Origin of the sequence: Rhodococcus sp. 05-2255-3B1 (genome assembly GCF_002258545.1) — a bacterium.
Taxonomy (GTDB): domain Bacteria; phylum Actinomycetota; class Actinomycetes; order Mycobacteriales; family Mycobacteriaceae; genus Rhodococcoides.
The window spans coordinates 130564-155057 of the sequence record NZ_NOZC01000046.1 but is presented as its reverse complement, the minus strand read 5'-3'; the positions used below and the strand labels follow the sequence as shown (position 1 = coordinate 155057).

Below are 24494 nucleotides of genomic sequence, written 5' to 3'. Positions count from 1 at the left end.
GTCGTCGCGGGTGCCGGGACTTCGCTCGGTGCCAACTAGCACTCTATACACGAGAGTGCCAGCACTCAAGGGCTGGGTTCGCCAGGTTCGCGGCGCGGTGGTCGCACGGGTGGGCACGAGGGCGATCGCCCACCGCTTCGCGCAACCACGCACATCCGACGACTGCTGAATCGGGGCCCGAAACGCCGAACACCCACGTCGTTTCTCGCTGTTTTCCCGGACTCCGTGAAGTCTCCGAAAGGCCAGGTAGGAGGCCATGAACAGTCATCGGGTAACGGACCGAGCGGCCTATTACACTCGCGCCGGAGCCCGAAGTAACGTTACGATAACGGAGCTGTACGAACGATAACGATCGGCAGCTGTGCCGCGACAAGGCACTCAGGGCAGTCGATTTCCGACAGATACACAGGGGCGGGAGGTGAAGCATGCGGGTAGGAGTGGGCATATCCACCGGATCCGAGGTCGTGTGCGCAGCCCTCGTCACCGTCGACACCGACGGTTCTCGCACGGTCGAGTACCGAACGGTCTCGGCCGACCGTCAAGCCAACACCGACATCGGCGATCTGGTCACCTCGTCCATAGAACTCATGGCCTCCCTGATCCCCGGCCACCGGTCCCCCGACGCGATCGCCGTTACCTACCGCACGGAGGAGCACGCTGCGGGCATTCGCGCGGCGCTGGCCCACACCACTCGTGACGTTCGACTGGTGCCGGAGTCCGCAGCCGCATCCGCGCACCTGGCGACCACCGGCCTGATCGACCGGTACGACACGATCGCGCTGGTCGATCTCGGAGCCTCGGGCATGTCGGTCACCGTCACCGATCGGACCGCCGAGACGGTACTGGCGCACGGCCGGTCGGACGCCGTCGCCGGCGACGCACTCGACGTGCTCGTCAAGAACCTCGTGCAGGACATGACCCGTGACAATCTTCGGGACGACATCCGCGACAACCGAGGAATCGGCTCCGCGCGGTACCGATCGATCAAGGAACGCCTCTCCCAGGAGGACGAGGTCCGCATCGAGCGTTACAGCGGAATCCCGCTGACGGTCACCCGTGACGCGTTCGAAGCCGCCGCGACCCCCACCTTCGACACCGCAGCTCGGTTCGTCCGGCAGGTGTTCGACGAGAGCACTCACGAACCCGAGGTCATCGTGCTGATCGGCGGAGGGGCGCACATTCCCCTGCTCGCGTCCACGCTCACCGACATGTTCCACGCCCCGGTCCTTCGACTGCCGGAACCCGACGCCGTTCTTGCCGTCGGCGCTGCTGCCGTCGCCGCATCGGCCGTCGGTGGTGGGTACCAACTCGTCTCGGCCACGCGCAACACCGCGAGCCGGATGAGCCGATACTCCGGTGCGATCGCGGCTGCCGTCGTCGCGGGCGGACTGGTACTCGCCTACGGTGTGCAGACAATGGCACCGGCCGAAGACCCCAACGTCTCACCGGCCGGAAGTACCGGCCGCGACGCGACCGAATCGAGCGACGCCGGTACGCCGGTCACCGAGGGCTGGTCCCCCGACGAGAACCGCCCCACCGCCGGGCTCACCCCGGGCGATCGGTCCGACCCGACGGCAACCTCCGTCGACGGCGACGGATCGTCGGCTCGGTTCACGACCACCGCTGTGCCGACCAGCACCCCGACGCTGCGGCCGGCCCCCGATCTCCCGCAGATCGAATGGCCGATCGATCCCACGTCGAATCCTGCGTCCCCCGATGTCACCACCGCAGTTCCCATCGAACCGCCGACCTCGGTCACCACGATTCCGGTAGAGCCTTCCGAACCGATCGAGTCTTCGGACCCGAGCGATACGACCGAGATCGTGCCGGTACCGACGACCGAGGTCACGCCGGTGCCGACCGAGTCGATCGGCGCGCCGACCACCGATGTCAGCGGTTCGGAGCCCACGCCGGAACTGACGGCACCACCGACGGTGTGGTCGCCGCCTGCACCGGCCCCCTCGAGTGAGCCTCTGTCCGCAGCCGTGCCGTCGACAACCCGTTCGTCCGAGACCACCGCCGCGTCCGCGCAGGCCCCTCAGCCGGGCACCTGACTGATCGCGACCGACAGGCCGGGATCGGTCACTGCGGTCAAGGCCGAAGGCTGTGCTCCGCCCGCGACGAGGTGCGCGCCCAGTGCCGCGATCATCACCCCGTTGTCGGTACACAATCGCGGCTTCGGAATTCTGAGCGTCAAACCCTGCTCGGCACAACGGCTTTCGATCAGCGAACGGATGCGAGAGTTGGCGGTGGCACCCCCACCCAGAACTATCGTGTCGACGTCGACGTCGGTTGCCGCACGGACGGCCTTCATCGTCAGGACATCGGCGACGGATTCCTGGAAGGACGCGGCGATGTCCGCGACCGGAATCGGATCTCCCGCGCGCTGCCGGGCCTCGACGAACCGGGCGACAGCCGTCTTGACCCCGGAGAACGAGAAGTCGTAGCGGGCGTCGCGTGGGCCGGTCATTCCTCGGGGAAACGCGATCGCGGCCGGATCACCTTCGCGCGCAGCATCATCGAGGGCCGGACCACCCGGATAGCCCAATCCCAGCAGCCGTGCAACCTTGTCGAAGGCCTCCCCGGCTGCGTCGTCGACGGTGGTCCCGAGCTCGGCGATCGGCCGAGACAGATCGTCCACGTGCAGCAGATGAGTGTGACCACCCGAGACCAACAGTGCCACGCACGACGGCATCGGCCCGTGCTCGAGCGTGTCGACCGCGACGTGCCCACCGAGGTGGTTCACGGCGTAGAAGGGCACACCCCAGGCCGCGGCGTAGGCCTTGGCGGCGGCAACCCCGACCAGCAAGGCCCCTGCCAACCCCGGTCCGATCGTCACCGCGACGGCGTCGGGACGCTCGATGTCCGCGGCTGCCAGAGCCCGCCGCATGGTCGGCACGATGGCCTCGAGGTGCGCGCGCGACGCCACCTCGGGCACCACTCCGCCGTACCGCGCGTGTTCGTCGACACTCGAGGCCACCTCGTCGGCCATCAGCTCGCACGTGCCTGCCCCGCCCCACCGGACGATCCCGACTCCTGTTTCGTCGCAGGAACTTTCGATACCCATGACGATCATCGGGCCGGTCCTTCCGTCTTCTCGAACCGACGCATGGTGAAGGCATCGGCCCCGCTCGGTTGGTAGTACTTCGCCCTGGTGCCCACGATCTCGAACCCTTCGCGTCGGTACAACTCGATGGCGGGCTCGTTGTCGGTGCGGACCTCGAGAAAGACCGGCCCACCGTGCTCGTCGGCCACGCGCAGCAGTTCGTCGAGCAGTCGCCCGCCGATTCCTCTGCGGTGATGCGCCGGATCGACACCGATGGTGTGCACCTCGGACTCTCCGACGACGAACGCTCCGCGGCTCGGCTGCCCCAACAGAGAGATGCCTGCGTAGCCGACGACCTCACCGTTCTCCCGCGCCGTGACGTAATGATTGTGTGGTGCCGCCAGTTCCGCGATGAATGCATCCTCGGCCCACGGGTCGTCACCCGGGAACAGCACGGTCTCGAGGTACGCGCACCGAGCAGCGTCCGCCGCCGTCATCGACTCGATCGACACCGTCACTTCGCAGCCTTCGCTGCGGCGCGCTCGTCGAGCGTCTTGGCGTCGGGGCGGCGCAGGTACAACGGGACGAGCGGGCCCGGAACGATACCGCTGCCGATATCGGCGGCAGCAACCGCAACCAATCCGGCTGCGGACGGTGCCTGCACATCACGAATCGGAAGCTCGAATGCCGCAGCATGCGGGGCCGATCCAGCGACCGCGTCGACTCCGACACTATCGAGCTCGGCCGGGGCGACAACGTCGGGTCCCGCCACCCGCACGCCGGCTTCGTAACGCGCCCAGTAGATTTCGCGTCGGCGCGCATCGGTCACCACCAGAAGCGACCCGGGCTCGGAGACATCTGCGGCGATGGCGTCGAGACTGCACACGCCGTATACCGGAAGACCGAGCGCGTCCCCGAACGCCGCAGCCGTCGCCATTCCCACCCGTAGGCCGGTGTAGGGCCCGGGGCCCACGCCCACGACGACGGCACCCAGTTCGGCTGCGGTGATGTCGGCCTCGGCCAGGCACTCGACGATGTTGGGCGTCAGGATTTCAGCGTGCGATCGCGCGTCCACTCGAACCCGGGTGGCGAGCGTCGTGGTCGCTGCACCGGCCGTGGACTCGGTCAGGCTCACCACACCTGCGGTGACGGCGGGGGTCGAGGTGTCGACGGCAAGTACAAGCACGATATTTCAGATTACCCGTCACTGGGGATTCGGCCGCACACCCGGTACCCGGTCAGGATCGATCTCGCGGATCCGCCCCGCCGGGCACCCGACTCACAATCGCGCGGCGAACATCGGAGTCCGGATCACGCGTCAGACGAACCGACACATGGCCGTCCGTCAGCTTCTCGACCAATCCCTCGCCCCACTCGACCACGACGACGGCGTCGGTGAGGTCGGTATCGAGGTCGAGTGCATCGAGTTCGTCGACGGCCGACTGCCCCGTCATCCCGAGCCGATAAGCATCGACGTGGACCAGCGCAACCGGCGGTAGCCCACGGGGCCGTGGGCCGGGCCGATGCTCTCGCGCGATGACGAACGTCGGCGAGGTGACGCGGCCCTGCACACCGAGTCCGGCCGCGATCCCCTTGGTCATGGCGGTCTTTCCGGCCCCGAGCGGGCCGTCGAGGATCACCAGATCGCCTGCGACCAGAACGTCCGCCAGTCGCGCACCGAACTCGGCGGTGTCTGCGGCAGTGACCAATTCGACGTCCACCGGCAAGGTCAGCGGCTCGTCAGACAACGCCCCACCGTCGCTTCTTGCCCGCGGCCTCCGTCGCCCGTGCCACGAGCCGCTGTATCGCGCCGTTGACCTGTTCGGGGAATTCGAGTTGAACCAGGTGCCCACCCTGGCGCACCCGCACCATCTCCGAACGCGGCAGGGCCTGAGCGAGAGCCTCCGAGCTGGCGAACGGAATGATCCAATCCTCGTCCCCGCACACCACCGACACCGGAATGTTCTCGAATTCCAGCAGCGCTTCGGACTCGTCGTGCAACTCGAGCGTCTCGAGGAAGTTGACGATCGTGACGACGGAGGTGTCGTCGATCATCGACTGCGAGAACGCCACCAACCGCGGCGAGACCCGGGTGCCGTACGACGCCGCGCGCAGGACCGGCGAGATGAGCGCACGTACCGCGCCGCGGCCGAACTGCACCAGGCCCGGTGACGTCCGCACTGCCGCGCGGAACGCATCGACCGCCGGGTTCTGCAGACTACGACCCACCCCGGACTGCGCGAGACCGGCAGCAGTCGTCGAGATCAGGACCGCTCCGATGACTCGCTGCCGCAGAACCTCCGACCGTTGCCGCGCCATGGACAGGATCGACATGCCGCCCATCGAGTGCCCGACCAGAACGATGCGTCCGCGTGGTACCACCGAGCGGATCACCGCATCGAGATCGAGGCCGAGCTGGCCGATGGTGCAGCTCTCCGGGCTCGGTACCCCGGAACGCCCGTGACCGCGCTGGTCGTAGAAGACCATGCGCACTGTCGAACCCCACTGCTGTTCGAGCGCCCGCCGTTGGAAATGCCAGGACGACATGCGCAGGCAGTAACCGTGGACGAAGATCACGGTGGTCTCGGCGTCCGCCGGACCCACCTCGCGCACCGCGAGGGGTACACCGTCGTCCGCCGTGACGATGCTGCCCCGGTCTGCGTCCATCAGGTCGAGGTTCTCGGTGGCCAGCGGGTCCTTGTTGGACCGGAACGCCGTCTCGCGCACCACAATTGCAATACTCTCCAGCAATCCGAGCATGATCTAGATCGTCGCCTCCCCTGAGCGAGCGCCGACGAACCGTCGCCGAACACGTCCACGAACGCCGATCACGACTTCGTAGCTGATGGTCTCGAGCGCGTCTGCCCAATCCTGGGCGTGCGCCTCTCCCCTGTCCCCCGGTCCGAACAGTAACGCCTCGTCGCCGACTGCGACACCCGAGTCACTGCCGCCGAGGTCGACGACGAACTGATCCATGCACACGCGCCCGACGGAGGGATAGCGACGACCTGCGATGGTCACCTCGAACCGCCCGCTGAGGCGACGGACGACCCCGTCGGCGTATCCGAGAGCGACGAGGGCGACCACGGTGTCGGCGGGAGCGGTCCAGGTGTAGCCGTAGGACACAGATTCACCTTCGCTCACCTTCTTGATGTTCGCCACCTGCGCCGTGAGAGTCATGACCGGGTGCAAGTCGAACGTTCCCAGTTCGGGCACCGGGGACAGGCCGTACAGAGCAATACCCGGGCGGACCATGTCGAAACCGAGATCGGGTCTGGTCAGCGCCGCTGCCGAGTTGGACAGGTGCACGACGGCGGGAGGGGTTCCGCGCCGGGTGGCGCGCCGCACCGCGTCGCGAAGCCGCTCGGCCTGGGCGTCGTTGGCGGGGTGAGCCGGTTCGTCGGAGCAGGCCAGATGCGAGAACATTCCGGTCAATCGCACAGCGCCCTCCGCGACCGCGACGGCAGTAGCGTCGAGAACGGCGTCGAGATCCGGTTCCGCGACCCCGTTGCGATTGAGCCCGGTATCGATCTTGAGCGAGAGATCAGCGGTGGAACCGACCCTGCGTGCAGCGTCGACCACAGCGTCGAGCTGGGCAGCCGTGGATACCCCGATCCCGACCTGCCCGGCTATCGCCGCCGCGAAATCGGAGTCCGTTCGGTGCAGCCACGCCAACACCGGGACGGTCACACCAGCAGCACGGAGCTCGAGGGCCTCACCGATGGTGGTGACGCCGAGCTCCTGCGCCCCCGCGGCGACCGCGGCGCGTGCTACCTCGACGGCACCGTGGTTGTATCCGTCGGCCTTGACGACCGCCATCACGGCGGCGTCCCCGGCGAACTGCTGCAACACGCGGACGTTGTGCGCAACTGCGTCGAGGTCGACGGTCGCGACGGCACCCGAACCCGTCCGAGGATCGGTCTCCTCGTCGCCACAACCGATACTCACAACATTCGATAGTGCCATCCGAGCCGCGAATACGACGGATCAGGGTGCCACAACCCGTGACACATCCGACATCGAACGTGGGCCACGCACGACCGGGGTCACATCGTGAGCGAGCGCACGGTTCGGATGGCGTCGCGGATGGACTCGCACAGTGGGCTCGCAGAAATGGGTGCCGCGAACTCTCCGTCCGACCCGTGAGCCGCACGGGCCGCGGCCAGTGCGTGGACCTTCGCGCCGCAGGCAGCCGCAGTGGACGGTGCCATCCCCGACGCGAGCAGGGCCCCGAGGATGCCCGACAGTACGTCGCCCGAGCCCGCGGTCGACGCCGCCGACCCTCCGGCGTCGCTGACGAACGTGGTGCCGTCCGCATCGGCGACGATCGTCGCTCGTCCCTTGAGGAGCACGGTGACGCCCCAGCGCGCGGCGAGATCTCGGACCGATCCCACTCGGTCGGGTGCCGGGTCGGATCCGGTCAGGCGGGCGAACTCCCCGGCATGCGGGGTCAGCAGAGTCGGTGCCGCACGTCCGGCGACCCAGCGCTCGTTGCGGGCGAGGACCGTGAGCGCGTCCGCGTCGACGACGACGGGCAGATCCGTGTCCAGAACTCGACGCACGATCTCCGCCGACTCCTCGTCGGTGCCGAATCCGGGACCGACCACCCACGCCTGCACCTTCCCTGCCGCGTCGAGATTCGGTGCGGACACGACCTCCGGGTAGTGCGAGACAACCTCTGCGCCTGCGCTACCCACGTAGCGGACCATTCCGGAGGTCGCCGCGACCGCCGCTCCCACACAGAGCAGCGCGGCACCGGGGAACGTGTCGCTGCCGGCCAGAACACCCACAACCCCCTGCGAGTACTTGTCGTCGGTAGCTGTCGGGATCGGCCATATCCGTCCCACGTCGACCGGCTCGAAGGACGTCATCGCCGGAGCCGGCAGCTTCAAGCCGATGTCCACGAGTTCGATTCGGCCGCAACGAGGTACGGCCAACGCGTGAACCGGCTTGCGCGCACCGAACGTCACCGTCACAGCGGCCGACACGGCAGGCCCCGGTGCCGCACCGGTCTCCGCGTCGACTCCACTGGGCACGTCCACGGCCACGATCGGAGCAGTGATCTGCTCGACCACCGCAGCAGCATCGGGCCGCAACGGGCCCTTGCCGGAAATGCCCACGATGGCGTCGACCACGAGATCGGCAGGTCCGCACCTGGTCACCACGCGTCCACCCGACGATCGCAGGGCCGCGAGACCCTCGGGGTGCACCCGCGTCGGATCGAGAAGGAGTGCCGACACCGAGACGCCGCGCCGACGCAGGAACGCCCCTGCCCACAGACCGTCGCCGCCGTTGTCGCCGGTACCGACCAGAATCGTCACCCGCCGCCCCACGACGCCGCCCGTACGCACGGTCAGCTCGCCTGCCACGACCGCGGCCAATCCGTACGCGGCGCGGCGCATCAGCACGCCGTTCGGCAGGGAATCCAGCAGCGGCGCTTCCGCGTTCCGAATCTGCTCGGGTGTGTAGTAGCCGCGCATGCCGATCGCTACTCGACGGTGACGGACTTGGCCAGGTTGCGAGGCTTGTCCACGTCGTAGCCGCGTGCCTGGGCGACCTCGGCGGCGAAGACCTGAAGCGGGATCGTCGACAACAGCGGCTGCAACAGCGTCGAGGCCGCCGGGATCTCGATCAAGTTGTCCGCGAAGGGCCGCACTGCCTCGTCGCCTTCTTCGGCGATGACGACCGTTCTCGCCCCACGCGCCTGGATCTCGCGAATGTTGCTCAGCATCTTCGAGTGCAACACTGCCCGACCCTTGGGCGAAGGCATCACGACGATCACCGGGACACCGTCCTCGATGAGCGCGATGGGACCGTGCTTGAGCTCGCCCGCCGCGAAACCCTCGGCGTGCATGTACGCGAGTTCCTTGAGCTTGAGCGCGCCCTCGAGAGCAACGGGGTATCCGACGTGTCGGCCGAGGAACAGAATGGTCGTGGCCGTCGAGAGCTCGCGCGCGAGCGCCCGAACCGGTTCGACCGTCTCGAGCACCCGCTGCACCAACTCGGGCATCGCTTCGAGTTCGGCGAATTCGCGCGCGACCTCGTCGGGGTACTTGGTGCCGCGAGCCTGCGCCAACGCCAGTCCGACGAGATAGTTCGCGGTCACCTGGGCGAGGAAGGCCTTGGTCGACGCGACGCCGATCTCCGGACCGGCCCGCGTGTAGAGCACGGCGTCGGCCTCACGTGGAATCTGCGAGCCGTTGGTGTTGCACACCGCGAGAACCCGCGCCTTCTGGTCCTTGGCGTGCCGAACGGCTTCGAGTGTGTCCGCAGTTTCACCGGACTGCGAGATGGCCACGACGAGGGTCGAACGGTCGAGAACCGGGTCGCGGTACCGGAATTCGCTGGCCAGTTCCACCTCGACCGGCAGCCGGGTCCAGTGCTCGATCGCGTACTTGGCCAGCAGGCCGGAGTGGTACGCGCTACCGCAGGCCACGACGAACACCTTGTCGACGTCGCGCAGCTCCTGGTCGGACAGTCGCTGCTCGTCGAGCACGATTCGACCGTTGTCGAAGTGACCGAGCAACGTATCCGCCACAGCGGCGGGCTGCTCCTGGATCTCCTTGAGCATGAAGTAGTCGTGGCCGCCCTTCTCGGCGGCTGCCAGGTCCCAGTCGATTCGGAACGGACGTCCCTGCGCCTCGTTGCCCTCGAAATCGCTGATGTCGTAGCCGTCGGCGGTGATGACGACGACCTGATCCTGCCCGAGTTCGACGGCGTCGCGGGTGTGCTCGATGAACGCAGCGACGTCGGACCCGAGGAACATCTCACCCTCGCCGACACCGAGTACCAGGGGCGTCGAGCGACGAGCCGCGACGATCGTGTCCGCGTGATCGGAATGGGTGAACACCAGGGTGAACGCACCCTCGAGGCGACGCAGAACTGCTTTCGCGCTGGCCACGAAATCGCCGGCCGTCGGGCCGTCGGCGTAGGCCCGCGAGACGAGATGGACGGCCACCTCGGTGTCGGTGTCGGACAGGAACTCGATTCCGACTGCTTCCAGTTCCGCACGCAGCGGACCGAAGTTCTCGATGATGCCGTTGTGCACCACCGCGACGGTGCCGGACGCGTCCCGATGCGGGTGCGCGTTGCGGTCGGTGGGACGGCCGTGCGTCGCCCAACGGGTGTGTCCCATTCCGGTGGTGCCGACGAACGTGTCGGTGCCGATGTCGTCCAGTTCCGCTTCGAGATTGGCCAGGCGACCGGCCTTGCGCTCGACTGCCGTCGCTCCCGCGCCGTCGAGAATTGCTATGCCCGCAGAGTCGTAACCCCGATATTCCATACGCCGAAGCGCCTCGACCACCACACCCAGAGCTGGGCGGTGGCCGACGTAACCCACGATTCCGCACATGGACAATCAGGGTACTCGGCGGGGCGCGCACGACCCATTCGCTCGGGTGGACGTGTCCCCGTCACCTGACGCGCCGCGGTTCGGTAGCGTCATCTCTCGTGGCGAAACCGAAGAAGCTGGCATCTGCTCTCTCCAAGCGCGGCCCGCACAAGGTGCTCCGAGGCGACCTGGCCCTCGCCGGGCAACCCGGTGTCGTCTATACCCCCGCCGAGGGCTTCGGCCTGCCCGGCGTGGCCTTCGCACACGGCTGGATGCTGCGCCCCCAGCACTACACCGACACCCTGAAGCATCTCGCGTCCTGGGGCATCGTGGTTGCGGCACCGGATACCGAGCGCGGGCTCGTACCGTCCCATCGCGGTCTTGCCACCGATCTGGGCACTGTGCTCGACATCATGACGGGCGTCCGATTGGGCCCGGGCAACATCAGCGTGCATCCGGACAAACTCGCCACGGCCGGTCACGCGATGGGTGCAGGCACCGCAGTTCTCGCCGCCTCCCGGCGATCCGACATCAAGGCCGTCGCCGCGCTGTTCCCCGCTCCGACGGCACCCTCGTCCGAGGACGCCGCCGCGGGCCTCACCGTGCCGGGACTCGTCGTCGGAGACAATTCGAACGCCGACTCGCTCACCGACAACTCACTCGCGCTCGCCCAGGCCTGGAACGGACCGTCCATTCTGCGGCGAGTCGACGGCTCGACGGCGGACGGATTCGTCGAAGGCCGCCGGATCCTCGGCGCACTCGGCATCAACAAGCCCGACCGCAAGACTCAGCAACGCACCCGCGCCGTCCTGACCGCCTTCCTGCTGTTTCATCTGACCGGCGACTCCGACTACGAAGAACTGGCCGGAACCGCAGGAGACATCGACGGCACCCGAGCGGTCGATCCACATGCACCACTGGACGAGCAGCCCAAGCCCAAGGCCACGGCTTCGATCAAGGCGTTGCTCGGACGGGGCTAGCCCCCATCGTCACCGAACGGTGTCACACCAGCCACGATCGCGGCCCGTCGTCGGGGTCGGTCTCGACACGCGGTGGGGGTTCTCGCCGGTCCAGGTGAGCCGGTTGCAGCACCGAGCCCGACCTCGGCTCGACGTCGGAGTCCGCTCCGCTCACCTCGGCCGAACGTCGGTCGTCTCGGTCGACTGAAGGAGCCTGCGCCCGGCTCAACGCCTCGGCCGCCCGCGACATCGCGGCCCGGTGCTCGTCGCGTATTCGATGCAGCTCCGGTCGCCACCCAGTGTCGGTGCTCACAGCGCCCCTGCTTCGCTCAGGCCCGCACCCGTGCTCGGGGCGGCGGGCTGTGCATCGGCCCCTGGTCTGTCGGCAGCCACCGGGTGTTGTTCGGCGGGCTGCTCGAGGTCGGGCGATTCGGGTGAGCACTGCGCCTGCACATCCGAATCGGCCTCGGACGGAAGCACCGGCTCGGTCGCAGGGACCGGCTCGGGGTTGGGCACCGGCTCGGTCGCGGGCACCGGCTCGGATGGGAGCACCGATTCCGCCGCAGGGACCGGCTCGGTCGCAGGCACCGGTTCGGACGAGAGCACGGGTTCGGACGGCAACGCCGAAGCCGGAGCCGGTACGTCCACCGCGTCGGCGACTCCGGGAATCTCGACGATCTCGGGTAGGCCGAACGGTCCTATTCTGATCTCGAACGAGCGTGTTCCGAGTCCGGGAGTCTCGAGTTCGAGGGACACCACACCGTCGTGTTCGAGCGCGATGCGGGCCCGATGCCCATCGAGCTCGGCCTCGAGATGACCACGCTCGTCGCCGGGCGTGGGCGACGCCTGCCCGGGCGGCGGCAGCGGAGCCGGCTCGGGTCGCCGGTCGCCAGTCCCGTCCGGAGCAGCGTCCTTCGTGTCGTTCTCACCGGCCCGGCTCTCGACTGCGGTGTCGCCGGAACCGTCGAGATCTCGACCGTCGATCGTCTCGGTCAGAGCATCGTCGATCCGGTCGACGATGCCGGCGACGACTCGATCCACGAGCCCGTCCAGAGAATCCCCCACCTCGTCACCGGCGGGGTTGTCAGCGGTCGTATATCCGGCCGAAAGCACGGTGTCTGCGCCGGCCGGTCCGTGGCCGCCCGGCAGTGACGCCGCCGGTCCGACCGCAGCAGGTCCGACCGCCGCAGGTCCGACCGCCGCAGGTCCGACCGCAGCAGGTCCGACCGCCGCAGGTCCGACCGCGGCCGAACCGACGGCTGCAAGTTCGGCTCCGGAAACGGCCGGTGCAGAACCGATCTCGGCCGGACCCAGGTCGACGGACGAGCCGTCGGGCCGCGGCCACAGCGCCGACGCCCCGGGTTCCATCGCCCAACTGCTCTCGTCGACTTCGCCGAACGATGGCTCGTGAACACTTCCCAGAACGTCCACCACCAATGCCAGACATCTTTCGACGGCGATGTCCGTGGCAGTACATGCTGCGAGGACTGCCTCGCACGTACCCTGCACCCGCGGTACGAACTCGGTGTCGATCCATCGCCTGCAGCGTTCGGTCACCTCGGCGGCGAACTCGTCGGAGACATCACCGCCGAGCGCCCTGTCCTTCAGATCCTCGAACGCAGACGCCAATCGCGGGAACACCGCCTCTCGATCTACCGGGAGGCACTCGATTCCCGACGCAACGACGATCGCGTCGATCTGGTCGACATCTTTGCCGTCCACCAGCTCGATGTCGATGCCGCCGACGAGCTCGGCCTTGTCGGTCACGGCGTCACGGAGAACGTCGACGGCCGCACACATCGTTTGATGAGAGTCCTCGATCGACGCCAGGAACTGAGAAGCCTTCTCCTGTTCGGCCGAGAGGTAGGTCCGAACCGCCTCCCCCGCATCACCGTGCCAGCGCAACTGAAGGACCCTGCGAAGTTGCACCTGCTCCTCGAGTTGATCGGTGAGTACGGCGGACACCGTCCCGACGGCGTCGGCATCGGCTCCGAGCGCGCCCAGGTTCAGTCCGCGCTGCTCGTCGTACCTGGCGCACACGTCCTGATATCGCGGGATGTCGACGCCCGGAACGCGGCTCGCCAGCGGCAGGAAGCGCTCGAAGTACAGCAGTCCTTGTGCGTTGGCATCGAGAATGTCGTCGATGGACGCCCCGTCACCGGACGAGGCCGACGGAAGTGTCACCGGTGTGACTCGATCGCGTACGAGGCGGCGTCGTCCTGTTGCTCGTACTCGTTCATCGCGGTGGTGAGGGCTTCGGAAATGTCCTCGACCGAGGACCTCCAGGCCCTGACTGCACGCCCGAGCCCGAGGTGCGCCTGGGAATAGGCAGCGCCGAGGTCACCGTAGATCCGTCCTGCCCCCGCGGTACCGAAGCCTGCGTCCGCCACGGTATCGGCGGCGTCGCCGAGCGCCTCCGCCGACAACGCCAATGCATCCGCCACGCCGCGAACTCGGTCCACGTCCACCCGAACCCCATCGCTCATACGTTCCCGTCCCCCCTCGCAGTGCCCCTATCTCACTATGACGTGCGCCGACTCACATCGGTTCCGCAGAGAGCGGTAACGTCCCGATGTGAAATGTCAGTAACAGGTACCTGAAGTGGCTGCACCAGCTGCTCACCGAACGAGGAGTCCCATGCACATCGGAACGATGCTGAACTACAGCGGTGGTTTCAACGAGACCGTCGCCGAGGTGGCCGAGCTCGAGAAGGCGGGTCTCGACATCATTTTCGTGCCCGAGGCCTACTCGTTCGACGCCGTCAGCCAGCTCGGGTTCCTCGCGGCCAAGACGAGCACGATCAAGATCGCCTCCGGCATCTTCCAGATCTACACCAGGACTCCGTCACTGACCGCCATGACCGCCGCCGGTCTCGACTACGTCTCCGACGGCCGGTTCGTACTCGGACTGGGCGCGTCGGGACCGCAGGTCGTCGAGGGCTTCCACGGCGTCAAGTACGACGCACCCATCGCCCGAACCCGCGAGGTCATCGAGATCTGCCGCCAGGTCTGGCGCCGCGAGAAGGTGCAGCACCAGGGCAAGTACTACCAGATTCCATTGCCCGCCGACCGGGGAACCGGCCTGGGCAAGCCCCTGAAGCTGATCAATCACCCTGTGCGCGATCGCATTCCGGTCGTCATCGCCGCACTCGGACCCAAGAATGTCGAGCTCACCGCCGAGATCGCCGAAGGTTGGCAGCCCATCTTCTACTTCCCGGAGAAGGCCGCCGACGTGTGGGGCGATTCGCTCGCCGCAGGCAAGGCCAAGCGTGACCCGTCACTCGGCGAACTGCAGGTCTTCGCAAGTCCCACCCTCGCCATCGGCGAGGATGCAGAGAAGTATCTCCCCTGGGTCAAGCCACACCTGGCGCTGTACATCGGCGGCATGGGAGCCAAGGGCAAGAACTTCTACAACTCCTTGGCCCAGCGATACGGGTACGAGGCCGAGGCCGAGAAGATCCAGGACCTGTACCTGGCAGGCAAGAAGGAGGAGGCCGCCGCGGCAGTGCCCGACGAGCTCGCTCGCGCGGTCAACCTCATCGGCCCGGAAAGCTTCGTCAAGGAGCGAGTGGCAGCTTTCGCCGAGGCCGGTGTGAGCACTCTCAACGTCGCGCCGCTCGCCGAGAACACCGCAGGACGCGTCGCGCAGCTGACCGCACTGCGCGAACTCACCGCCTGAGACGTCAGACCGACGCGACCCGGCCCGCCAGCTCTTCGGCGAGCCGGGTCGCGACGTCGAGTTCGGACGCTTCGACCATCACACGCACCAACTGCTCGGTACCGCTGGGGCGCAACAGAACTCGACCCGATTCCCCGAGTTCCCGTTCGGCCGACGCCACCGCGTCCGACACCGACGGTGCCGACGCCACCGCTGCTTTGTCGGACACGCGCACGTTGATCAGCACCTGCGGCAGGGTCCGCATGGCCGACGCCAGATCCGCGAGCGAACGCCCGGTCTCCGCCATCCGCTCCATCAGTCGCAGCGCCGTGGCGATCCCGTCTCCGGTCGTTCCGACCGCGGGCAGCACCACGTGTCCACTCTGCTCGCCACCGAGCGCGAAGCCGCCGCGGCGCAACTCCTCGAGCACGTACCGATCTCCGACCGCGGTGGTGCGCAACGTGATTCCGGCCTCGCCCATCGCAATGTGCAGACCGAGGTTGCTCATCACCGTCGCGACCAACGTGTCGTCGGTCAAGTGGCCCGCGTCGTGCATCGCGATGGCCAGTACCGTCATGATCGCGTCGCCGTCCACCACGGAACCCGACGCATCGACGGCGAGGCATCGGTCCGCGTCGCCGTCGTGCGCGATCCCGAGGTCGGCTCCGTGCTCGACGACGGCCTTCTGCAAGCCCTCCAGGTGCGTCGATCCGCACCCGTCGTTGATGTTCAGACCGTCGGGTTCTGCATTGATCGCCACGACCGTCGCACCGGCCCGCCGGTAGATCTCGGGCCCGACGAGCGAGGCGGCACCGTGCGAGCAATCGACCACGACGGTCACGCCGTCGAGTCGATGCGATACCGATCCGGCCAGATGTTCGATGTAGCGCGCCGCGGCGTCGTGCGCGAGTTCGATACGGCCGATCGCTGCACCGGTGGCGTCGTAGGGCTGTTCGTCGTTCCGGGAGCGCCCCTCGGGATCGAGGGCAGCTTCTATCCGGTCTTCGACGTCGTCGTCCAGCTTGTGTCCACCGGCAGCGAAGATCTTGATTCCGTTGTCGGGCATCGCATTGTGGGACGCCGAGATCATCACGCCGAGCGCCGCGTCGTATTCGGCGGTGAGGTAGGCGACTGCGGGTGTGGGCAGTACGCCGACGTCGATCACGTCGACACCCGATGCGGTGAGTCCGGCGGACACGGCTGCGCTCAGCATCGCCCCACTCACCCGCGGATCACGACCGACCACTGCGACGGCCCTGACGCCGTCGACGTTCGGTGCCAACACGGCGGCTGCGGCTCGCGCGATCCTCAACGCCAGCTCAGCGGTCAGAACCCCGCCCGCAAGTCCCCGAACTCCGTCGGTGCCGAACAATCGCGCCATGAACCAAGACCCCTTCGAGCGGAGAGAATGTGGTGGAAAATGCCTCGAGGGCAGGCGTCCGATACTGCTGGATGCCTGCCCTCGAGGATGAAACGGGTAAGACGCGTCAGCGCTTGGAGTACTGCGACGCCTTACGGGCCTTCTTCAGGCCGTACTTCTTGCGCTCGACTGCACGCGCGTCACGCGTGAGGTAGCCCGCGGCCTTGAGCGGCGGGCGATCGTCGGGTGCGAGCTCGATCAGTGCACGCGAGATGGCCAGACGCAGTGCGCCTGCCTGTCCCGACGGTCCGCCGCCGTGCAGCAGCGCGACGATGTCGAAGGACTCTGCGCGGTCCACCAGAACGAGCGGAGCCTTGATCAGCTGCTGGTGCACCTTGTTGGGGAAGTAATCCTCGAGGGTGCGGCCGTTGAGCTTGAATCCGCCGGTGCCCGAGGACAGCCGAACGCGAGCGACGGCTTCCTTACGGCGACCGACGGTCTGGATCGGGCGATCGAACACGATCGGGGCCGGAGCGGCTGCGGCTTCGATGTCCGAGACGACCTCGGGATCTTCGACTGCCACGAACTCGTCGGCGGCGATCTCTTCGATGTTCTCCTGCGACGTCACGTCATTTCCCTCCGGCGCCGTCACTGGGACACCTGCTTGATCTCGAACGGAACGGGCTGCTGAGCGGCATGCGGGTGGTTCGGTCCCGCGTAGACCTTCAGCTTGCTCGCGATGGCATTACCGAGCTTGTTCTTGGGGATCATGCCGACGACGGCCTTCTCCACGAGACGATCGGGGTTGCTCTCGAGGACCTGACGGGTCGAGCGCGACTTCAGACCGCCCGGATGGCCGGAGTGGTGGTGGTGGAACTTGCCGTCGAGCTTGTTGCCGCTGATGGCAACCTTCTCGGCGTTGATGATGACGACGAAGTCGCCACCGTCGACGTTGGGTGCGTAGGTGGGCTTGTGCTTACCGCGGAGCAGAGTCGCGGCCTGGACGGCGAGGCGTCCGAGCACGACGTCCGTGGCGTCGATCACATGCCACGTCCGGGTGGTGTCCCCGGCCTTCGGGGCGTAAGTAGACACAGAAAATTCCTGTCTTCATGATGTCGCTGCTGGCCAAGACGAGTGGATGCCCTCGGCGGCCAGTTGAGACCCGAGGACAAGAGCTCGATACGCACAGAAGTACGCGGCGAGCCCATACACGCCAACGGGGAACGATACCGGGAGCGGACGCCCAGGTCAAAACACCTCCGCTCGTCGACGCCTCGACTCGTCGACCTCGTCAGCGCAGGCGCACACACTGCATGCATCGACGGGCAGCGGGAAGAGCCTCGAGCCTGATCGCCGGGATCTCGCTTCCGCACCGCTCGCAGGAACCGTAGGTCCCGGCCGTGAGCCGCGAGACCGCCGCGTCGATCTCGCGGATCTCCGACTCGGTGTCGGTGATCAGCGCGGCGATCTTCGCTCGCTCGAACGCGATCGTCGACCCCTCGGGATCGTGCTCGTCGTCGTCGGTGGTCAGCCGCGATCCTTCGATCACCGACGCCAGTTCGGCCCGAAGCGACGCCAGTCGACGGTCGGCACGAGACCGCTCGGCCCCCAGTACTGCTCCGACGTCCGTCACCGAACCAGTAGACACCCGGACCGCCGTCGTGACCAGTGTCTCCGGCTCACGAGAACCGAGCTGGAGGAAGACGGAAGCCCCGACCGAGGTCTCGGTCGGGGCTTCCGCTCTTCGTGACGACGGGTCAGCGAGCCATCCGCGCCTTGTTGGCCATCTCGACGCCGTGCATCGTCTCGCCACCGGTGCGGGCGGCCGCGACGAGGCTCGACAGAATGAGGTTGAGCTCGTCGGATGCAGAGCTCCACTGACGCTGCAGCTCGTAGTAGGACGTCATCGCGTCGCCCTCCCACGACTGGTAGAGCCGCTTCCCGGTGCTGTCCACGTCCCCGAGAAGGTCCTTGGTCACGTTCGCCTGCTTGTTCATCGCCTCGGTCAGCGCCGCGATCTGCGCGAAGTCGTATTTCATGTCGGATCGGTCTCCTTGGTCGAGCGTGGTCGTGTGGATTGTCGTGTGGTCACCGGATGCACGTTCACCTGAACGAGGACAGTCCCGAATTCAGCGATCCGGCCACCTGGTTCACGGCCGACACGTTGTCGTCGTCGGCGTCCGAGTAGCCGTGGCCGTTCGTCTTGATGTCCGCGGAGATTTGCTCGAGCGCGCTCCGCATCTTCTGCGCACTGGTGTCCCACTGAGCCATGACGTCCTGAAAAGACTTGCCTGCCTTGCCGACCCACGCCTCGGCGGTCTGCTCGACGATCGACCGAACGGCCGAATTGGACGCGTTGATCGACACACTCAGGCCTTCGATCGTGGCACCGGCGGCCACGAGCTCCTGCGGTGTGACCGTGACGCCGTTCGACGAACCCGTAACTTCCGGTCCCCCTGGATATCCCACTTCGACTCCTTGTCTCCGATACTCGATTCACATGCACCCGCGGCGCACGTGCCGATCGACCGAGAGGCCACTGTCGGCCCGCTCACTCCCCTACATCTCCTTGGACGCAACGACCCCTCGATTCGGTTCCGGCCGTGCACGAAAAACTGTGGGCCGCTCTCACGACGGCGCAACGATGTCCAACGTCTGCGTTGCCTGACCGCATTCGGCGTCGATCACCGTCGCGTCGTCTCCCTCGAACTGGCAGCCGATGCTGACCTGAAGGTCGGACTCGACGAACACGCGCCACAGCACCGTCGAGTCGTCGATCGGCCTCTCGGTGTAGGCGATCCCGACGCGGCCGCCGAAATCGCGGGTGGATTCGAGGGATCCGATGGTGGAATCCGGCCCACGGGCATCGATGGCCGATCGAAGCTCGTCGGCGACCTGCTGCTGCGTCGAACCCGGTGACAGCTCTGCCACGGTGACGACGATCCGACGCTCGGGTGGGGTCGGCGGAATCAGCACCATGCGGTCCGCTTCGTCCACCTTCGTCCAGGTGTCCGGCAACCGCATCGACACCCGCCCGGACACGAACGTCACCGTCTCGACCGGCGTCGGCGGGTCGGTCGTCGTGGTCGGTAGCGGTTCGACGAGGGACGACACAGCACTCGGGGCCTCGGTAGGCGACAACGGTTGCGCTGCAACGCTATCGGAAGCAACGGGAGGACGTCCGGTGAAATACACAGCTGCGCAGACGAATACGATGACCGCTGCTGCCGCACTCACGGCCGCGAGCAGCTGGGGACGCCGCTTGTCCCGCGGCCGCGGCGGGGCGGCCACGTCGTCGAGCCATGCCGCCGATCGTGTCGTCGCAGCACGGACCGATGGCGCGGGGACGAGATCCGCCCCGGCTCGCCGATACAGCGACCGGGCGACATCGAGTCCGGTCAACCATCGAGTGGGGTGATCGACGACGGGATCCTCTCCGGCGCGGGGCGCCGCCACCACGTACACCTCGTCGGGGCAGTTCGTGACCGACGACCGGACGTACTCCCCGACCGCTCGTCGCCAACCGTCGTCGTCACCCGTACCGAAGGGCAGGATCGCGCCGGTGTCTCCGCCGTGCGCCCCCGATTCGTCGAGAACGACGACGGACGTGTCGAGAGGCCCGACTTCGACGACGACCGCGGCGGACGGAGCGCGTTCACCCGACCACGACAGGGCCGCCTCGGCCGTCTCCACGAGCACCACCTCGTTCGCCGAGGTCGCAAACAGTGCACGAAGGATGCTCGTCCGTTGCTCGCCCCAGGTCGACGGATACGCGATCTCGAGCACATCGAGTCGGTCGTGCACCCCGGCACCGTTCAGGGCCGACCACACGATTCCGTGCAGTACCGCCTCCCGGTCCCACACCGAGCTCCCCACCGGGACCGACGCATCGTCGATACAGAGCAGGGGCGAAATCTCGTCTCCCTCCGTGCCCCGGCCGAACACAAGACGACCACCCTCGGCCGTGGCGAACGCCGATCCGACGCTCTCTCTCGGACCCTCGAAGGCTCCGGCCGTGGCGACGACGGAGATCTGCGTGTAGCCCAGATGCACTGCGGCATAACGCCACGAGGGGCTCGTCAACTCGAAAGTCCGAGCTGAACGAGTGCCTGGCCCGAGCGGTCGACGAACACCCCACGTCCGGGCGGCATGGCACTGGGACGTACCGTCCCGAGCAGATTCCCTTCGTCGCGGCTTCCGCTCATGACCAGTCCCGGCGTGACCAGATCGCGCAACCGTCCGATCACCGGGTCGAACAGCGCCCGGCCTGCCCCGCCGGAACGACGCGCCACGATGAGATGCAGCCCGATGTCTCGTGCATGGGGAAGGTGTTCCACCAACGGGGCCAACGGATTTCTCGACGACGTGGCGACCAGATCGTAATCGTCGACGACGACGAACACCTCGGGGCCGTTCCACCACGACCGCTCGCGAAGCTGCTGCTGGGTCACGTCCGCCCCCGGCATGCGGTCGGCCATGCGGCCCGCGAGGTCGACGAGCATGGCCGTCAGCGTCGCCTGGGAGGCCGCGTACCCGGCCAGATGCTCGGAATCGACTGCGCCGAGAAGAGTTCGGCGGTAGTCCGCGACGACGAGTTTGACGGTGTCGGACGAGTTGGCCTCGACGAGCGATCGACAGATTCCGCGCAACAGAGAGGTCTTGCCGCACTCGCTGTCGCCGAACACGACGAAGTGTGGATTCTCCGCGAAATCGACCACGACCGGTGCCAACTCGGCTTCGTCGATGCCGATGGGAACTCCGAGCTCGGGGATACCGCCGCGGATTCGTGGCCACGTATCACCGAGCCGATCGACGATCGCGGATCGTTCGAGCAGCTCGGGCAGCATGCGCACCGGCGGTGCCGGGGTTCCCGCAGATGCAGCCGAGATCGCGGCGACCGACTCACCGACCGCGCGAGAGAGTCCGTCGACGGAACAGACGTCGTCCACTCGTGGAAGTGCGATCAGCAGATGCAGTCCGTCCCTGGTCATACCCCGGCCCGGACGCCCCTCGGGAACGCTCGCGGCCTTGGCTCGGCCCATGTCCGAATCCGACGGATCTCCCAGCCGCAGTTCCAGTCGAGTACCGATCAGGTCCTTGGTCGCGGGCCGAACTTCCGCCCACCGAGAGGCGGTGAGGATCAGATGCAGACCGAAGGCGAGGCCCTGCGTCGTCAAGGTTGCGATCTGCTGTTCGAGACTCTCGAAATCGGACCTGATGGACGGCCAGCCGTCGATGACGAGAAAGACGTCACCGAACCGATCCTCGGGGTCGACGGGGTGCGCTGCACGACGCCGTCGGAACTCCGCCATCGAGTCGATCCCGCGATCACGGAAGGTCTTCTCTCGCTGCCGAACGACGCCGGCGACCTCGGCCACGGTCCGCCGAACCCGGTCGACATCGAGCCGGTTGGCCACCGATCCGACGTGCGGCAGATCGGCCAGCCCGGCCAGCGTTCCGCCGCCGAAATCCAGGCAGTAGAACTGGACCTGCGCCGGCGAATGCGTCATCGCGAGCGCCAGGATCAACGACCGAAGCGCCGTCGACTTACCCGATTGCGGGGCACCGACGATGGCGACGTGGCCCGCAGCACCGGACAGATCGACGGTCAGCAGATCACGGCGCTGATCGAAAGGCCGGTCGATGATGCCGATCGGGGCACGCAGGGCGGCGAGCGGACCGATGCGCTCGGTCAGAACCGAGTCGGGCAGCAACCGGTTCAACGTCGGTGCGGTGTCCAGCGGCGGCAACCACACCTCGTGGGCCGGCGTTCCGCGACCCCGAATTCGTCCGACGACCACATCCAGCACCGTCGGGCCGGTGCTCCGGGAGTCGACCGGATCCGGTTCTGCCTCGGGCGCAGTGGCAGCCTCGATGCGGCCGAGATCGACCGAGTCGAGCGGTACGGCGTAGGCGGTGAAGGGTTTCGGCCCGATGTCGCCTCCGAGCGAGGGCCGAACGCCAGGACCGGAACGCGGCGGCGAGTACGGGCCGGAGACGTACGCCGCGGCAAACCTGACGATCTCGGCCGAATCGCACTTGAGGTAGCCCGCACCCGGTTGTGCAGGCAGATGATAGGCGTCGGGAACTCCGAGCACCGATCGAGACTCGTTCGCGGAGAACGTCTTCAGGCCTATTCGGTAGGACAGGTGACTGTCGAGACCGCGTAACTTTCCTTCTTCGAGGCGCTGACTGGCGAGCAGCAGATGCATGTGCAGAGAACGTCCGAGCCGACCGATCGCGACGAACAACTCGGCGAATTCCGGTTGCTGGCTGAGCAATTCCGAGAATTCGTCGACCACCACGAACAAGGCGGGCATCGGTGCCAGATCCGCTCCCGCGGCTCGTGCCCTATCGTAGTCGGAGACGTTCGCGAAGTTGCCGGCCGAACGCAGCGATTCCTGCCGACGGTTCATCTCACCGGCCAGCGCATCGCGCATTCGATCCACCAACGCCAGGTCCTCGGACAGGTTGGTGATGACCGCGGCCACGTGCGGTGCCGACTCCAGGCCTGCGAACGTCGCACCGCCTTTGAAGTCGACGAGCACCAGGTTCAGCTGGTCCGGCGAGTGAGTCGACACCAAGCCCAGCACGAGCGTGCGTAGGAACTCCGATTTTCCCGAACCCGTTGCCCCGATGCACAATCCGTGAGGTCCCATACCGTTCTCGGCGGATTCCTTCAGATCGATCTCGACGGCGCTGCCGTCGGGGGCGACACCGATCGGTACCCGCAGCCTCTCGCGTCCGCGCCGCGTCGTCCACGCTCGGTCCGTGTCGAGTGCACCGACATCGGCGATACCGACCAGGCTGTTCCATCCCGAGATCGGGACTCCGCCGTCGTCGACGACATCGACGACGGACGAGGACGACGGCGCACGATACGGCGACAGGCGTCGAGCCACGGTGTGCGCCTGGGTGGTGCTCATCGAATCCGCGACGGCGAACACCTCGACCGTGGTTCCGCTGACCGCTCCGATGGATCCGTTCTCGGCGAACAGCCGAAGGCCACGCGATGCGGCGAGTCCGGGACACAGGCCGGACAGATCGATGATCGTGACGGAATCGAGGCCCGTGTCGGTGAGATCGGTCGATCGGTTGTCCAGAAGCCCGCCGTCCACCACGATCACCAACTGCACGACGCCTGCGACGGGAACAGCTCCGCGCGCAAACCGATTGCGCATGGACAGCACGTCGCCGAGCGCTCCCTCGAGTTCGAGGAAGCTGCCGAAGATCATCCGAGCGGACCCGGCACCGTCGCGCAGAGCGTCGTGCTGAGTGTGCGGGAGCCACTTGGCCCACTCCCATTGCTGCACGGTGTCCGGCCCGCAGACGATCGCGACAGCGACATGGTCGGGTCCGTGAAAGCTGCACAGCGAGGCCAACATCGCGCGCACCATCGCCCGGGCCGCGTCGCGATCTCCCGATACGGACAGCGCCGCGAATCCTCTCAGTGACACCGCGGTCGGCAGCGCGGCCACCACCGAACGAGCTCGCACGAAGCGGCGCAGAGACACTGCCGAGACGGGTTCGAGTTCTTCCACCGGCCCGGTCTCCGGCGGAACCAGTCGAGTGGCGAGCCGCTGATCCCCACAGCCGACTCGTACGTGCGCGAAATCCGGATCCGACAGTCGCCGTTCCCACATGCGCTCGGTTCCGGCGATCGACCACAACGTCTCGGGTGCCGGGTGACTCCATTCGAGGGCTCTGCGTTGTGCGCGCTCGGTCTCGGCGACGTCGCGGCGGAGCTGATCCAGATAGCGGAGGTAGTCCTTGCGATCCTCGTTCGCCTCGGCCGCACGCGCTCCGCCCGACTTCCCGCCGCCTGCCAACATCCCCACCATGGACATCAACATCATGGCCGGGAACATCAACATCATCGGGTTCGCCGCTGCCCCGGAGGTGAACATCAGCGCGACCATCCCCACCATCGCGGCCACCATCACCAGCGGCATCAGCTTCATCAGCAGATTGCCCGGCACCGCGCGCGGGATCTCGGGTGGCGACTGCAGGGTGACTTCACCGCCGGGAGATCGAGGCACTTCCCGTCTGGCACCGCGAACGAAGCGCACGGTACTCATCGATCCGCCCCCACGGCCACGCCCCCAGAACCCCATCGCGGCGGCCTCCCCCCGAGGCCGCAGG

General features: G+C 67.2%; 22 protein-coding genes. 3 read left to right on the top strand and 19 right to left on the bottom strand.

Features of this window, described 5'->3' with window-relative positions:
* The first annotated feature begins 425 nt into the window (after positions 1–425).
* Positions 426–2054 carry an Hsp70 family protein gene (locus CH249_RS27250; protein ID WP_094683670.1) on the top strand — a complete coding sequence of 543 codons (1629 nt, stop codon included), beginning with the start codon at positions 426–428 and terminating at the stop codon, positions 2052–2054.
* Here CH249_RS27250 and tsaD read toward each other — a convergent pair.
* The 8 genes from tsaD to glmS all read right to left on the bottom strand — a co-directional run bounded on the left by tsaD (position 2039) and on the right by glmS (position 10397).
* Positions 2039–3076 carry a tRNA (adenosine(37)-N6)-threonylcarbamoyltransferase complex transferase subunit TsaD gene (tsaD, locus tag CH249_RS27245; RefSeq protein ID WP_032397503.1) on the bottom strand — a complete coding sequence of 346 codons (1038 nt, stop codon included), beginning with the start codon at positions 3074–3076 and terminating at the stop codon, positions 2039–2041. The two genes, CH249_RS27250 and tsaD, sit on opposite strands and share 16 nt — an antisense overlap.
* Positions 3073–3564 carry a ribosomal protein S18-alanine N-acetyltransferase gene (gene rimI / locus CH249_RS27240; protein WP_032397504.1) on the bottom strand — a complete coding sequence of 164 codons (492 nt, stop codon included), beginning with the start codon at positions 3562–3564 and terminating at the stop codon, positions 3073–3075. Before rimI ends, tsaD begins: the two co-directional genes overlap by 4 nt.
* Complete coding sequence (tsaB, locus tag CH249_RS27235) at positions 3561–4232, bottom strand: tRNA (adenosine(37)-N6)-threonylcarbamoyltransferase complex dimerization subunit type 1 TsaB (protein WP_032397505.1); 672 nt, start codon at positions 4230–4232, stop codon at positions 3561–3563. The genes rimI and tsaB overlap by 4 nt, the downstream gene beginning before the upstream one ends.
* 52 nt (positions 4233–4284) lie before the next feature.
* Entirely contained in the window at positions 4285–4794 is a 510-nt protein-coding gene (tsaE, locus tag CH249_RS27230) for a tRNA (adenosine(37)-N6)-threonylcarbamoyltransferase complex ATPase subunit type 1 TsaE (RefSeq protein ID WP_094632423.1), read from the bottom strand.
* On the bottom strand, positions 4787–5806 hold the full coding sequence (locus tag CH249_RS27225) for an alpha/beta fold hydrolase (protein ID WP_032397507.1): 1020 nt from the start codon (positions 5804–5806) through the stop codon (positions 4787–4789). The genes tsaE and CH249_RS27225 overlap by 8 nt, the downstream gene beginning before the upstream one ends.
* Positions 5807–5809: 3 nt before the next feature.
* Positions 5810–7012 carry an alanine racemase gene (alr, locus tag CH249_RS27220; RefSeq protein ID WP_094683669.1) on the bottom strand — a complete coding sequence of 401 codons (1203 nt, stop codon included), beginning with the start codon at positions 7010–7012 and terminating at the stop codon, positions 5810–5812.
* An 80-nt stretch (positions 7013–7092) separates the two neighbouring features.
* Positions 7093–8526 carry an NAD(P)H-hydrate dehydratase gene (locus tag CH249_RS27215; protein ID WP_094683668.1) on the bottom strand — a complete coding sequence of 478 codons (1434 nt, stop codon included), beginning with the start codon at positions 8524–8526 and terminating at the stop codon, positions 7093–7095.
* 8 nt (positions 8527–8534) lie between these two features.
* Positions 8535–10397: a glutamine--fructose-6-phosphate transaminase (isomerizing) gene (gene glmS / locus CH249_RS27210; protein ID WP_032397509.1), complete on the bottom strand. Its 1863-nt coding sequence runs from the start codon at positions 10395–10397 to the stop codon at positions 8535–8537.
* Between the two features lie 98 nt (positions 10398–10495).
* Here glmS and CH249_RS27205 point away from each other — a divergent pair, with 98 nt between their 5' ends.
* Positions 10496–11356, top strand: a complete 861-nt coding sequence (locus CH249_RS27205; RefSeq protein ID WP_032397510.1) for a dienelactone hydrolase family protein — start codon at positions 10496–10498, stop codon at positions 11354–11356.
* Between the two features lie 22 nt (positions 11357–11378).
* Here CH249_RS27205 and CH249_RS27200 read toward each other — a convergent pair whose 3' ends face one another.
* Genes CH249_RS27200 through CH249_RS27190 form a run of 3 tightly spaced genes read right to left on the bottom strand, consistent with a single transcriptional unit; the run spans position 11379 to position 13821 of the window.
* The gene (locus CH249_RS27200; protein ID WP_143544600.1) at positions 11379–11648 is read right to left on the bottom strand and encodes a hypothetical protein; all 270 of its coding nucleotides are present in this window, start codon (positions 11646–11648) and stop codon (positions 11379–11381) included.
* A complete protein-coding gene (locus tag CH249_RS27195) occupies positions 11645–13519 on the bottom strand; it encodes a hypothetical protein (protein WP_094683667.1) in 1875 nt (624 codons plus the stop codon). The genes CH249_RS27200 and CH249_RS27195 overlap by 4 nt, the downstream gene beginning before the upstream one ends.
* On the bottom strand, positions 13516–13821 hold the full coding sequence (locus CH249_RS27190; protein WP_094683666.1) for a type VII secretion target: 306 nt from the start codon (positions 13819–13821) through the stop codon (positions 13516–13518). The genes CH249_RS27195 and CH249_RS27190 overlap by 4 nt, the downstream gene beginning before the upstream one ends.
* A gap of 151 nt (positions 13822–13972) precedes the next feature.
* Here CH249_RS27190 and CH249_RS27185 point away from each other — a divergent pair, with 151 nt between their 5' ends.
* A complete protein-coding gene (locus CH249_RS27185; RefSeq protein WP_094683665.1) occupies positions 13973–15013 on the top strand; it encodes an LLM class F420-dependent oxidoreductase in 1041 nt (346 codons plus the stop codon).
* A 4-nt stretch (positions 15014–15017) separates the two neighbouring features.
* On the opposite strand, the gene glmM is transcribed toward CH249_RS27185, so the two are convergent.
* The 8 genes from glmM to eccCa all read right to left on the bottom strand — a co-directional run bounded on the left by glmM (position 15018) and on the right by eccCa (position 24430).
* A complete protein-coding gene (glmM, locus tag CH249_RS27180; protein WP_094683664.1) occupies positions 15018–16373 on the bottom strand; it encodes a phosphoglucosamine mutase in 1356 nt (451 codons plus the stop codon).
* A gap of 106 nt (positions 16374–16479) precedes the next feature.
* Entirely contained in the window at positions 16480–17004 is a 525-nt protein-coding gene (rpsI, locus tag CH249_RS27175; RefSeq protein ID WP_032397516.1) for a 30S ribosomal protein S9, read from the bottom strand.
* Entirely contained in the window at positions 17001–17444 is a 444-nt protein-coding gene (rplM, locus tag CH249_RS27170) for a 50S ribosomal protein L13 (RefSeq protein ID WP_032397517.1), read from the bottom strand. The genes rpsI and rplM overlap by 4 nt, the downstream gene beginning before the upstream one ends.
* Positions 17445–17643: 199 nt before the next feature.
* Complete coding sequence (locus CH249_RS27165; RefSeq protein WP_052050160.1) at positions 17644–17985, bottom strand: TraR/DksA C4-type zinc finger protein; 342 nt, start codon at positions 17983–17985, stop codon at positions 17644–17646.
* Between the two features lie 124 nt (positions 17986–18109).
* Positions 18110–18391, bottom strand: coding sequence for a WXG100 family type VII secretion target (locus CH249_RS27160; RefSeq protein ID WP_094683663.1), 282 nt, complete (start codon positions 18389–18391; stop codon positions 18110–18112).
* 64 nt (positions 18392–18455) lie between these two features.
* Positions 18456–18821 carry a WXG100 family type VII secretion target gene (locus tag CH249_RS27155; RefSeq protein ID WP_176459470.1) on the bottom strand — a complete coding sequence of 122 codons (366 nt, stop codon included), beginning with the start codon at positions 18819–18821 and terminating at the stop codon, positions 18456–18458.
* A gap of 159 nt (positions 18822–18980) precedes the next feature.
* A complete protein-coding gene (locus tag CH249_RS27150; RefSeq protein WP_094683662.1) occupies positions 18981–20435 on the bottom strand; it encodes a type VII secretion-associated protein in 1455 nt (484 codons plus the stop codon).
* A complete protein-coding gene (gene eccCa / locus CH249_RS27145; RefSeq protein ID WP_094683661.1) occupies positions 20432–24430 on the bottom strand; it encodes a type VII secretion protein EccCa in 3999 nt (1332 codons plus the stop codon). The genes CH249_RS27150 and eccCa overlap by 4 nt, the downstream gene beginning before the upstream one ends.
* Between the last annotated feature and the right edge of the window lie 64 nt (positions 24431–24494).